Consider the following 12,910-nt stretch of genomic DNA (forward strand, 5'->3'; position numbering starts at 1 on the left):
ATGAAAGGGTGAGAATCATGATGAAACTACTGCTTGTGATGTTTAGCGTAATTTCTCCCTTTTCCGTTCAACCGGCAGCGGTACCCGCTGCTCACGATATGCAATGGACGGCAATGGAAGAGAAGGCGTCAGAGGTGACTCTGGCTGTTGATCGATCCGAGACTTTCCAGCATTTTCGGACTCTGAATGGCGTTTCTCTGGATGACACCATGAACGATGTGTTGGCCAAGAAGGGCCAGCCGGTGCATAAGCAGGAAGATCCTTATCTGGGGTGCCCTGAATATCACTTTCACGATGTGAAGGTTGGCTTGTGTGAAGATACGGATGTTATTCATTATGTGCATATCGATGCATCTGAGGATCACATCAAGTTAAATGGGCAGAGAATCGAGATGAATATTGAAGCGATCCATCAAGCTTTAGGCAAACCCTATTATGTGGCTGAGGACGGAGAAGTATTTCTCCGTGGAGACCAGGCCCTAAAGGTATATATGAAGTCAGGCTCTAGCCAGATCGACGGCATTGATCTTTTTGATGACACGGTTTCCTAGGATTGGTTATTACCGAATCGTTTCAATCACAGATAGTATGGTTATATACTAAGTAGCTCGATAAAGAAGATTAAATCAGAGGAGAGTGGAAACGATGAATTCAACCAATGCGCAAGCTTATGCAAAAGTGGTAGAAAACGGAGTCCAGGCGGTAGAAGCGGTGAAAGAATTGCAGATTACCGGTTACCTTGCTGATCATATCTTTGTTCTCGCCCATGAGAAGGATCGTACAGATCGAATTGCCGATACAGCAGATGCCAAAGAAATTGGCATTAAGGAAGAAGGCGTATTTGATTCCTTGGCGAATCTGTTCCGCTCACGTGGTGATGAACTCCGGGCCAAAATTGTATCGATGGGCTTTACCGAAGCCGAGGCCGACTTCTACGAGAGTGAACTTGACAAGGGTAAAGTGCTTGTTATTGCTAAAAAGAAAGATTAACCGATATATGTCGCAAGTTGAAGCTTGCTGAACATGGACGAGCTTCTGAATCACTTCTGTAAAATGCTTAATCAAAAACATAGATAAGGAATGGGGCTTTCCCCATTCCTTATCTATGTTTTTGCAAGTTTGGAAGCGGGATCAGGACGCTGCAAAAACAGGGTGGTCGCGGGGAAAATCCCCTACGATGGTGCCATTTACTGATAGAAGTTTTTTGATTTTAAGATTATAGTTATACTAGGAATTATTATGTCTACCGCCGTTTTGTATGCAAAATTTGTATAATCAACGTTCGTTTTAATCTAATAAGAATCGACAAACCCGGACGCCACAGATAAGGAGATATCAATGAGAATACTTATTGTTGACGACAATCCGACGAATGTCATTATCATTCGAGAAATTCTGAAAAAAGAAAACTATCGTGACATTGTAACGGCAAGTTCCGCTATGGAAATGTTTGAAGTTTTGGGAATTGGGGAGGAAAGCAACGAACCACGTCCAAGACCGTCGGATATTGACCTGATTTTGCTAGATATGATGATGCCTGAAATGGATGGTATCGAAGCCTGCAGTATTGTGCAGAAATTTGAAAATCTGAAGGATATACCGATTATTATGGTGACTGCCATCGGTGACTCCAAGAAACTTGCCGAAGCATTGGATGCGGGTGCATCTGACTATGTAACCAAACCGATTAACAAAGTCGAACTGATGGCGAGAATTCGACTCGCGCTTCGTTTGAAACAGGAGAAGGATTGGCATAAAGAGCGTGATCAACGCATTCAGGATGAGCTGAAGCTAGCAGCAATGGTCCAAAATGCCGTATTAAGTCCGGCAATCCGTGATCCACTGTTTCAAGTGCATGCCATCTATAAACCATCCTTTGAGCTTGCGGGTGACCTCTACTCATGGTATCCACTTGGGGAAGGCCGTTATGGAGTACTCTTGCTCGACATGATGGGACATGGAATATCTTCATCCCTGTTTACCATGTTTATTGCTTCTGTGTTGAAAGATACGGTTACGACCTATGTCGATCCAGAGAAGGTCATTCAGGAGTTGAACCGTCGCTTCAACCAGCTCCATCTGGAAAAACAATTGGTACAGTACTATTTCACGGCAATCTATTTGGTCGTTGATACACGAATGAAGCGTATTGATTATGTTAACGCAGGGCATCCACCTGCTTTATTTTTCCGAAACGACGGCAGTGTGACTACATTTGACAGCGTCTGTTGTCCGGTTGGGTTATTTGACAAAATGGACATTGAACCACAAACGATTCATTACGAGGGTGATGGGCATATTGCACTCTATACGGATGGATTGTTGGAAGCTGTTCAGGGCGGGCAGGAGGAGCAACACGAATTCCTGGTCGAAAAACTGACAGGATCACATCAATGGAATGAAGCTGCCATGCAGGCACTATTTTTCGACGATGAAATTCCCCAGGAACGGGATGATGATAAATGTCTGGTCTGGATTACTTTGGATAAAGGGGCGGGGGCTGAATGAAGATCAGGAATAAACTGCTGATTGGCTTTACCGCTCTAATGGCCATTTTGATTGTACTCACGTTTGTGAGCTATGAACGGCTGAACAGCAGTAATCAGCAGATTGATCAGATGTATCAGGAGCGTTATCTCAAAGTAAGATACACATCTGCTGCACGTGGAGAGGTTAATGACATTGCCAAAGTGCTGGCTAACTTGTTATTAAATCCGAACAATTCGATTAGTGCAGCTGATGGTGACCTGAAGGAGATGAAAGATCGGGGTGATGGTTATCTCGAAGAAGTAAGAAACCGGGCGGACAGTGCGCCTGAGCATCAGCTGGTGGATCGTGTGAATTCGGCGTGGACTGCTTATACATCCTACGCAACGAGACAGATCAGCCTGATGTCCCAAAACCGGGTAGAAGATGCGAATAACTACCGCAATGCAACAGGACTCGCGGTGCAAAAAGAGGCTGTGGATAGTTTGAATGCTCTTTCCCGCTATCAGGATCAAGAGATTGATGCCGAGATCAAGGACGCTAACGCAGCGTATACGAGAGCAGTGCAGATCACCATAAGTATCATGATTGCCGGACTGTTGCTGGCGTTGGGTGTCATTATGTGGGTGCTGCCTAGTATTACACGGGGTCTGAATACCGTATCGATGATGATCACCAGTTTCGGTAAAGGCCGCTATCGTACAATCCGGCGCATCCAGGTCAAGTCGACGGACGAGATTGGTCAGATTGCCACAGTATTCAAAGATGTATCCAGCGATCTGGAAGAAAAACTGGAAGTCGAGAAAGCCTATGTGCAGGCTCAACAGGATCAGAACTGGATGAGTTCGAACATCGCAAGAGTTCCGGAGCTGCTTCGGGGCATTGGTTCCATTCGACAAATTTCACAGATGTTTATCAGTGAGTTCACACCTGTGCTTGGTGCTCAGTTGGGTGTCGTGTATCTGGTCGATGAGGAGAAACATCCCGACGAACTGAGACGCTACGGTGCTTATGCATTCGAAGAGAACGAAGACGTTGGTAAAGAAATGTACCGGATCGGTGAAGGTCTGATTGGTCAAGCTGCGCTGGATATGACACCGATTGTTCTAGAAAATACCCCGGAAGATTACGTGCATATTGGTTCAGCTTCAGGTTCAACACGTGCTGCGGGCATCATGATCTATCCTGTTGTGTTTGAAGATGAATTGATTGGTGTTGTTGAACTGGCTTCCTTTGAAGGCTTCAATGAACTGCACAAACAATTGTTCTCTCAACTGATCATGAACCTGGGCGTTATTCTGAATAACGTTCGACGTCGTTTGCGTGTGGAGGAGCTGCTTCGTGAATCCCAGGCACTGACAGAGGAACTACAGGTTCAGTCGGAAGAATTGCAGACACAGCAAGAAGAACTGCGCCGTTCCAATGAGAATCTGGAGGAGCAGACAGAGGCGCTTAAACGTTCCGAAGAACTGCTGCAGCGCCAGCAGGAAGAGCTGGAGCATTTTAATACCGAGCTTATTGCCAAAACGCGGGCGCTTGAAGAGCAGGTACGTGAAGTCGAAGAGAAGAATGACGAAATTGAGAAAACGAAGACACAATTGGAACAGCAAGCTACACAACTGTCGATGACAAGCAAGTACAAATCCGAATTTTTGGCGAATATGTCGCATGAACTCCGTACGCCACTGAACAGTCTACTCATTTTGTCTCAATTATTGTCGGAGAACAAGGGTGGAAATCTGACTGACAAGCAGCAGGAATACGCACAAACCATCTACATGTCGGGTGCGGATCTGCTGAAGATGATTGATGAGATTCTGGATCTGTCCAAAGTGGACGCAGGTAAGATGGATATCAATTATGAGACGGTTCGAATGGAAGAGCTGACCAGCTTTGTTCAGCAAAACTTTGGACCGATGGCAAATAAAAAAGAGCTGAATTTGAACATCGAGTTTGACAGCGATTTACCGGAATGGGTCTACACCGACAGTCATCGCGTCAAACAGATTCTACGGAATTTGTTGTCGAACGCGTTCAAGTTTACCAATCGTGGTTCGGTCAGTCTGATTGGACGACGGATGAAACCGGAAGAACTGCCGGGTTACATGAATACGAATCAGGAATATCTCGGATTTAGTGTAAAAGACACCGGCATTGGTATTCCATCGGATAAGACGGATCTGATCTTTGAAGCATTCCAGCAAGTGGATGGGACAACAAGTCGGAAATACGGCGGAACGGGTCTGGGATTGTCCATTAGCAGGGAACTGGCACGTTTGCTTGGTGGTGCAATACAGGTGGAATCATCCGAGGGAGAAGGTAGTTGCTTTACCTTGTACCTGCCGGATAATCATGAAGAGGAAGCCCTGGCCGAGGAAGGTGCAAAAGAAGCTGCAGTATCTTCAGAGGCGCTGTATGAACAGTCCATGGAAACACGGACCATGCTTTCAAGTCATCAATCCATTCTCTCTCCTGATCCGGAGCGTAGCGTAGGTACGGACCTATCTCCTACCCATACGCCTGAAGTAACGCAGATCGAAGATGATCGTGAAAATCTGATGGAAGGTGACAAAATCCTTCTCATTATTGAGGATGACGTGAACTTTGCACATATTTTGATGGATATGGCCAGAGGAAGAGGATTCAAGGCACTTGTTGCCCTGCAAGGGGATAAAGGACTTGAAATGGCACGTCAATATCTCCCGGATGCGATTATTCTGGATATTCAATTGCCGGTTATGGATGGTTGGACCATTCTGGGCGAGCTGAAGAGCAGTTCGGCAACACGCCACATCCCGGTACATGTGATTTCGGTCATTGATGATATGAAGCAAGGTCTGATGATGGGCGCTATCGCGTATCTGAAAAAACCTTCCAGCAAGGATTCACTGGATAAAGCTTTCTCGCATATCAAATCCTATACCGAGAATCAGTTGAAACAATTGTTGATTGTGGAAGATGATGAGATTCAGCGTAAAGCCATTATTGAATTGATTGGTCATGACGATGTGGCAATCACAGCAGTATCCACAGGCAGTGAGGCTTTGAATGAGTTACACACCCAGCGTTATGACTGCATGGTACTGGATCTGATGTTAACAGATATGACCGGATTCGAGTTGCTCGACCAGATTCGGGATGATGAATATCTGAACGATCTGCCGATTATAATTTATACAGGCAAAGAACTGGATTCCAAGGAAGAAATGAAGCTGCGTAAATATGCGGAATCCATCATTATCAAGGATGTGAAGTCACCGGAACGTTTACTGGATGAAACTACATTGTTCCTGCATCGGGTAGAAGCCAATTTGCCGGAAGATAAGCGTCGAATCTTGCAAAAGCTGCACAACAAGGAAACGTTGTTTGAAGGCAAGAAAATATTGCTTGTCGATGACGATATTCGTAATGTATTTGCCCTTTCTAGTGTCCTTGAAGGCTATCGCATGGATGTAACGTTTGCTGAGAACGGCCGTGAAGCTCTGGAGATTTTGGAGAAAAATCCGGAAATTGATCTGGTACTGATGGACATGATGATGCCAGAAATGGACGGTTATGAAGCGATGACACGAATCAGACAGATCCCGCAGTTTGAAAAATTACCGATTATCGCGCTTACGGCTAAAGCTATGAAAGAGGATCGAGGCAAGTGTATTGAGGCCGGAGCATCTGATTATGTGAAAAAACCGATCCAGACGGATCAATTATTATCCTTAATGCGCGTATGGCTGTATTCGTAAGTTCATTATTCGTAAGTACATTGTTTGGGTAATGAAAGACAATACGACGAATACGCAAGTAACAAATGAAGAAGTGGAGAGAATTTATGACACCGTGGGAACCTACCGAGACGGGGGCAGATTTGGTCCGTATGCCGCAAGATGAAGAGCGCGAGCTGATCGAGATTGAGTTGCTGTTGGAAGGCATGCACCGTTTATATGGATATGATTTTAGAAACTATGCACTGCCATCCCTGAAACGAAGAATCTGGCATCATGCACATGCCGAAGGTGTTAAGAGCATATCCGGGCTGCAGGAGCGTGTGCTTCATGACCGTTCCGCGTTTGAACGGTTTGTACAGAATTTGTCCATCCCTGTGACGGAAATGTTTCGAGATCCCTCGCTTTTCCGAATGTTTCGGGAACAGATTATTCCTATTCTGAGAACCTATCCGTATATCCGAATATGGCATGCGGGTTGCTCTACAGGCGAGGAAGTCTATTCCATGGCCATCATGTTGCATGAGGAAGGGCTGTATGACAAGGCAAGAATCTACGCAACGGATATGAATGATCGCTCATTGCAGCAGGCCAAAGAAGGCGTCTACGGTATTGAGAAAATGAAACTGTTTACTACAAATTATTTGGAGGCAGGGGGTACCAGAGCCTTCTCCGAGTACTATACAGCGAAATATAATTCGGTGATATTTCATCCTTTTCTAAGGAAGAACATCATATTCGCCGAGCACAATCTGGCAACAGACCGGTCATTTAATGAGTTTAATGTTATCTTTTGCCGCAATGTCATGATTTATTTCAATGATGAACTGCGGAACCATGTGCATGGGCTGTTTCACGAGAGCTTGAGCCACTTTGGTATTCTGGTTCTGGGGTCGAAAGAATCGATACATTTTACAGAGTTCAGTGATACCTATGAGCCATTAGACCGGACCGAAAAAATATACCGGAAGATCAAATAGGGGGTTAGGGTTAGCCATGGGGCTCAATGAACCAATCCATATATTATTGGTAGATGACCGCCCTGAGAACTTGCTTGCTCTTGAAGCAGTTCTGGAATCGGAACAATATAAACTCGTTAAGGCAACTTCTGGAGAAGAGGCACTCCGCTGTCTGCTAAAAGACGAATTTGCGGTTATCGTACTTGATGTACAGATGCCTGGAATGGACGGAATTGAGACAGCAAAGTTAATTAAGGCACGGGACAAGTCCAAGGATGTGCCGATCATATTCATCTCTGCGAATAGCAGAGAGGCGGAGCACTTGTTTGCCGGATATTCAGCCGGGGCCATTGATTACATGGTTAAGCCATTTATTCCTCAGATTTTGAAATCGAAGATCGAGGGCTTTGTGGAGATGTTTATCACCAATAAACGATTGAAGACACAGACCATGCTGCTTCACCAGAAGACACAGGAACTGGAGAAGATGAACCAACAACTCGTTCAGGCCAAGGAAGAAGCGGAAATTGCAGCCAATGCGAAGACTGAATTCCTGGCGATGATGAGCCATGAGATTCGCACACCGATGAACGGAGTTATCGGCATGGTGGATCTGCTGATGGAGACGGAATTGAAGGACGATCAGAAGGAATACGCAGACATCGTTCGTCGCAGTGCGGATGCACTCGTCACGGTCATCAATGACATTCTTGACTTCACCAAGATGGAATCCGGCAAAATGGAACTTGAAGAGCATCCTTTTGAACTTGTCTCCTGTATTCGGGAAGTGCTGGGATTGTTTGCGGCAGAAGCAGGCAAAAAGAATCTGGAACTGGATTATTTCCTGGAAGATTCGGTCCCTGAATTGATTTATGGAGATATGGCAAGGCTACGCCAGGTTCTCTTGAATCTCATTGCTAATGCGATCAAATTTACCGACCAGGGCGGGGTATATCTGATTGTGTCAGTGAATGAGGAGAAGGACGGACAAATGGCGTTGGAGTTTGCTGTTAAGGACACGGGAATAGGCATCGCGTCAGACAAAGTTGATCGCCTGTTCAAGCCGTTTTCCCAACTGGATACATCCATGACACGTAAGTACGGCGGAACAGGCCTTGGCTTGGCGATCTGCAAGACGCTGGTCGAAATGATGGGTGGACAGATCTATCTCGACACCAAGGAGCAACGGGGAGCAACGTTTGTATTTACGATTCAGGCGAAACGTTATGTAGAAACGGAACTGGTTCAAAGGAACGGGGAAGAGAAGCTGACGGATGTGAAGAATGAGAATAAATATCCCACGGTATTAATTGTGGATGATCATCCCATTAACCAGAAGCTGATGGCGATTATGCTCAGTAAGCTTGGGTTGCTCTCGGACATCGCTGAAGATGGACAGAGCGCACTGGACATGGTCCTGAGCAGCCGTTATCCCTATGACTATGTGTTCATGGATCTGCAGATGCCTGTTATGGACGGTCTCGAGTGCACACGGCGCATACGAGAGAGTCTGTCCCCGTCTACTCAGCCAATCATTATAGCGATGACGGCTAATGTTATGGAAGGCATTCAGCAACGCTGTACTGCCGCAGGCATGGATGATTATATTAGTAAACCGGTGAAGATGGGCAATGTAAAACAGAAAATAGTCCAGTTTCAAAAACAACGCCAAATGTTAAACTCAGGCCCATCTGCCATGAATCATGCCAATTGAAATATTTGCCAAACTTCTTTTTGTTTCACTCGTGCTGAAGTTGGGTTATTAGGTAAGGAAACCATTGATCAGGAGAGAGATGTCTAATGAATACAAATAAGAATGAAAAATTCAATGCAAGAACTGAAACACAGGACGGCGTGTGCACGGTGTATCTGACTGGCGAACTGGATTTGTCGGTTGCTCCTGACTTCCGTTTGGTAATGGAGCCGCTCGTGGATAACAAGGAACAGGATCTTTTGATTAACATGAAAGAATTGAAGTATATCGACAGTACAGGGATTGGTATCCTGTTATCTGTTCTGAAGGCAAGACATGGAATGGAAGCTCGTTTTGAAGTACAGGAAGTTCCTGCGCAAATCCAGAAACTTTTTGATATGACGGGCATCGCCAAATTCTTTGTCACACAGAAGAATTCCCAATAGGAAAGGATCGAAAAAGGAATGAATGCAGAAGTTCAAAGAGTCACCCTTAATCTACCGGCGACAGCTGATTACGTTGATATTGTAAGACTCAATCTTTATGGAGTAGCATCCAAAATGGGATTCTCTTATGAAGACATTGAGGATATGAAAGTGGCTGTATCCGAAGCCTGTAACAACTCTGTACTATATGCCTACTCACACGAAGGCGGCATGGTTGAAGTCGTATTTGAAGTGGACGGCGAAACACTGTCCATTACTGTCAAAGACGAAGGTGCCAGCTTCGAGAATATGAACCCTGCTGTGTCACGTGCCGGTCTTCACGACAAAGAACTGACAGAAGCACAGATTGGCGGACTTGGGTTCTACCTGATGCAAGCCTTGATGGACGATGTCAGTGTGGAAAGTGAGACGGGCAAAGGTACGAAGGTAGTACTCGTAAAACGTCTTGCAAGAAGTGAGGAGAAAGTATGAGTGAAAAAGTGACTCCCCCAGAGTCCATGTCTGAAGCTATAGGTTTGATCTGGGAATACCAGCAGACCCAAGATAATGAAATTGCAACAGTTCTCATCCGTAAATATGAACCGATGGTAAAGATGGCAGCAGGTAAAATTGCTCGGAATCGCCCCGATCTATACGAAGACTTGTATCAGACCGGGCAGATGGCATTGATACGTTTGCTCAAGCAATACGATATCAACCTGGGTATTCCGTTTGAACCTTACGCCATGAAGAGCATGATTGGTCATATGAAGAACTATTTGCGAGATAAATCCTGGTATATTCAGGTGCCCCGGAGGATCAAGGAAAAGGGCGCACTGGTGCAACATGCCATTGATGAGTTAACCGTGAAGCTGGAGCGCTCACCTGGTGTGAACGAGATTGCTGAATACCTTGATTTGACCGCGGAAGAGACGATTGAAGTGCTGGCTGGTCGGGAATGTTATCACTATGTGTCACTGGATTCTCCGTTATCTCAGGATGACAGTGCAGCGACATTGGGTGAGCTGATCAGTGCAGATGTGAATGACTTCGATTCAGTCGAAAAACGGATGGACTTGCAACAGGCATTGGGACAATTGAAGGAACAAGAGCAGAAGGTACTTATTCTAGCATTCCAAGATGGCCAATCTCAGCGGGCAATTGCCCAGAAGCTTGGTGTTTCACAGATGAGTGTATCGCGGATTCAGAAGCGAGCTACAGAGAAGCTGAAACAGATCATGTCGAATGCTTCAATGTTATGATAAAAGAATCCCTGATGTTGTTGAGTACGGCATAAAAAAGGACACGTAATTGCACTGAAATGCATACGTGTCCTTTTTGGGATCGAAAAGATGGGTATGCGATGAACGAACTAAGTGCAGGAGTGGATAATGTGATTGTGGATCAAATGAAGCTGGAAGCTCGCCGCGACAAGTTATCTTGCTCGGACCAGTGGCAATGGTGGGATTGGGTTGCACCTGACCCTGCCAACATGAGTGATGCTTTGGAGGAGCTGACAGAGGCATTTCCGGAAATGGAGTATTGGCTTCATAAAATTCCGGAAGTCGAATCGAATTATTTGTCCGTCCGTTTCGTGAATGGTACTGAGCCCGTCTTATTTGGCTCCTTGTTGTATGCGATCAAGAATGAGAGAGACGACAAACGCCAGGATAATCAGATGTTTTTCTATGTCGATCGCAATAACCTGGTTACCTTGAACATGGATGACAATACACGAGGCATTATGAAGACGGATGAGCGCGCACATATGTTACAGCAATGTAGTGAGGCCAGGGATGGGATGTTTGTACTTTTTCGAGCTATACTGCATTACTACCATGTTGGGATGGATCATTTTGAGATGAACCTGCGTGATTTGGAGCGGAAGATGGAATCCCGCAATGCCCGCACCTTAATGGACCAGATTCTCGCCGCTCGATTTGAATTGTTGTACTGGAGCAATCTGTTTATTCCCTACTCGGAACTGATGGCTGCTGCCCATGAGGCTTATCTCAGCGAAATCAACGAAAATCGGTACTTCCAACAGCTTCAACATCGAGTAGAGCGAATGGAACGTTTGTTTAGTCACTACGAGAAAGAGATCGATACGTTAATCTCCATTGATAATGCGATCTCTGGTGTACGTGGAAATGAGATCATGAAGACGCTGACCATTGTCACCGCTGTGTTCATACCCGCTACGGCAGCTGGCGCAATCTGGGGGATGAACTTTGAGAACCTGCCCTTTATCGATAAATCATGGGGAGTTGTACTGGTCCTTATCGTCATTATCTTAAGCATGATCAGCATGTATGTATGGCTGATGATGAAAGGATGGACAGGGGATCTGCTCAAAGTAAAATCATCACAGTCTTCTGCCGAAGAAGGACAGAGTAGAGGAGCGACCGGAAAGCGTAAGACTTGACCTACTCTGCTAATTCATTTTAGTTTTTGTAATCTTCAATATAACCAAGCAAGTCAGCAATATATTGTCCCACAATCGGCATATTGACGAATTGACTGAGAATGAACGCCAGTAAACCCAGAACGACAAAGGTACCTACGGTCAGACCGAGTCCTCGAGCCATACCCGCTGTAAAGTTCGTAATAATCCGCTTTTTCGGACTGCTGTAATTCTCAATAATATCCTTGATCTGTGCTCTCTCCAGACTATCCGCAATCTGGTCCAGACGTGTGTTCAATCGCTTTACCTCATGCCGCAATTCAAAAGGATGCTCGCTTGTATCATACTGCTGCGCCGGTGTTCCTCCCGTAATTGGAGTATTGCCGTTGATTGTAACTTTACTCATGTTTCCTTCCCCCTCAACTCGCATTGGATAAAAAATAGCCAGCTGGAGTGCAGCTGGCTATTGGTCACTCGATCTATATAAGCCTTACAGGCTAGTCGAGTTAAGTTCTTTACGCGCATCTTCCTTCGCTTCCACAGAAGCGGCAGCCACTTCATCAGATGCACGGGATGCTTCGTTAGCCACATCAGCGGACGCTTTTCTGACAGAGTCCATGACATCATTGCGGCCTTGATTTACCGTTTTCGCAATATCAGAAGTTTTGGAAGAGACCGTTTTAGCCAGTTCAGAGGCTTTATCACCTACAACCGTTGCCACTTCTTTGGTGCGGTCAGTAACCATGCCCACTTTCTCGGAAAGGTCACCACGCAATTCACGTCCTGGTTTAGGAGCAAAGAGTAGTGCTGCAGCTGCTCCCAGCAACCCCCCGATGAAAATTCCTTTGGCGAAAGTCGAACCAGTCTGTACAGGATATTGCTCTTCTGCTTTATTCATGTCTAATCACTCCTTCTTCAAATTAAGAAACAAATACGAAACAACGAACACCTTGTTGCCCGAATCAGGCAGCCTGTCTTAGCAGTCTGGACACAAGCCCCAGCAAGAAAACAAAGAGCGCTGTACCAATGATGGCAGGAATAATGGCAAAGTTACCGATAACCGGTCCCCAGTTACCAAGCAAAAGTGCTCCCAGCCAGGCTCCGGCAAATCCGGCAATCATTGCACCGATGATGCCTCCAGGCATGTTGTGACCGGCAAGTGCATCTCCGATCAAACCGATGATGACTGCCATCACTATGCTGATAATGATGCCCCACATAAC

13 protein-coding genes are annotated in these 12,910 nt (G+C 45.7%); 10 read left to right on the forward strand and 3 right to left on the reverse strand.

What is annotated here, in order from left to right; genetic code table 11:
* The first annotated feature begins 17 nt into the window (after positions 1 to 17).
* From PAHA3_RS19930 to PAHA3_RS19975, 10 genes are all read left to right on the forward strand, one after another.
* On the forward strand, positions 18 to 551 hold the full coding sequence (locus PAHA3_RS19930; RefSeq protein ID WP_062836464.1) for a hypothetical protein: 534 nt from the start codon (positions 18 to 20) through the stop codon (positions 549 to 551).
* A gap of 94 nt (positions 552 to 645) precedes the next feature.
* On the forward strand, positions 646 to 990 hold the full coding sequence (locus PAHA3_RS19935) for a general stress protein (RefSeq protein ID WP_062836465.1): 345 nt from the start codon (positions 646 to 648) through the stop codon (positions 988 to 990).
* Positions 991 to 1,338: 348 nt separating this feature from the next.
* A complete protein-coding gene (locus tag PAHA3_RS19940) occupies positions 1,339 to 2,508 on the forward strand; it encodes a PP2C family protein-serine/threonine phosphatase (RefSeq protein WP_062836466.1) in 1,170 nt (389 codons plus the stop codon).
* Positions 2,505 to 6,227, forward strand: a complete 3,723-nt coding sequence (locus PAHA3_RS19945; protein WP_062836467.1) for a response regulator — start codon at positions 2,505 to 2,507, stop codon at positions 6,225 to 6,227. The genes PAHA3_RS19940 and PAHA3_RS19945 overlap by 4 nt, the downstream gene beginning before the upstream one ends.
* 86 nt (positions 6,228 to 6,313) lie before the next feature.
* Complete coding sequence (locus PAHA3_RS19950; RefSeq protein ID WP_036606984.1) at positions 6,314 to 7,186, forward strand: CheR family methyltransferase; 873 nt, start codon at positions 6,314 to 6,316, stop codon at positions 7,184 to 7,186.
* A 16-nt stretch (positions 7,187 to 7,202) separates the two neighbouring features.
* Complete coding sequence (locus tag PAHA3_RS19955; RefSeq protein WP_062836468.1) at positions 7,203 to 8,879, forward strand: response regulator; 1,677 nt, start codon at positions 7,203 to 7,205, stop codon at positions 8,877 to 8,879.
* Between the two features lie 86 nt (positions 8,880 to 8,965).
* Positions 8,966 to 9,304: an STAS domain-containing protein gene (locus PAHA3_RS19960; protein WP_017692272.1), complete on the forward strand. Its 339-nt coding sequence runs from the start codon at positions 8,966 to 8,968 to the stop codon at positions 9,302 to 9,304.
* An 18-nt stretch (positions 9,305 to 9,322) separates the two neighbouring features.
* Entirely contained in the window at positions 9,323 to 9,775 is a 453-nt protein-coding gene (gene rsbW / locus PAHA3_RS19965) for an anti-sigma B factor RsbW (RefSeq protein ID WP_062836469.1), read from the forward strand.
* On the forward strand, positions 9,772 to 10,545 hold the full coding sequence (locus tag PAHA3_RS19970; protein ID WP_062836470.1) for a sigma-70 family RNA polymerase sigma factor: 774 nt from the start codon (positions 9,772 to 9,774) through the stop codon (positions 10,543 to 10,545). The genes rsbW and PAHA3_RS19970 overlap by 4 nt, the downstream gene beginning before the upstream one ends.
* Before the next feature lie 146 nt (positions 10,546 to 10,691).
* Positions 10,692 to 11,708, forward strand: a complete 1,017-nt coding sequence (locus PAHA3_RS19975; RefSeq protein ID WP_062836506.1) for a magnesium transporter CorA family protein — start codon at positions 10,692 to 10,694, stop codon at positions 11,706 to 11,708.
* Between the two features lie 19 nt (positions 11,709 to 11,727).
* On the opposite strand, the gene PAHA3_RS19980 is transcribed toward PAHA3_RS19975, so the two are convergent.
* The 3 genes from PAHA3_RS19980 to PAHA3_RS19990 all read right to left on the reverse strand — a co-directional run bounded on the left by PAHA3_RS19980 (position 11,728) and on the right by PAHA3_RS19990 (position 12,907).
* Positions 11,728 to 12,093 (reverse strand): DUF5665 domain-containing protein, encoded by a 366-nt coding sequence (locus PAHA3_RS19980; protein ID WP_017692276.1) that lies wholly within the window; start codon positions 12,091 to 12,093, stop codon positions 11,728 to 11,730.
* 84 nt (positions 12,094 to 12,177) lie between these two features.
* On the reverse strand, positions 12,178 to 12,585 hold the full coding sequence (locus PAHA3_RS19985) for a YtxH domain-containing protein (RefSeq protein WP_017692277.1): 408 nt from the start codon (positions 12,583 to 12,585) through the stop codon (positions 12,178 to 12,180).
* A 64-nt stretch (positions 12,586 to 12,649) separates the two neighbouring features.
* The gene (locus PAHA3_RS19990) at positions 12,650 to 12,907 is read right to left on the reverse strand and encodes a GlsB/YeaQ/YmgE family stress response membrane protein (protein WP_017692278.1); all 258 of its coding nucleotides are present in this window, start codon (positions 12,905 to 12,907) and stop codon (positions 12,650 to 12,652) included.
* Positions 12,908 to 12,910 lie beyond the last annotated feature (3 nt).

The sequence above is a fragment of the Paenibacillus amylolyticus genome (assembly GCF_001570725.1).
GTDB classification, from domain to species: Bacteria; Bacillota; Bacilli; order Paenibacillales; family Paenibacillaceae; genus Paenibacillus; species Paenibacillus amylolyticus_A.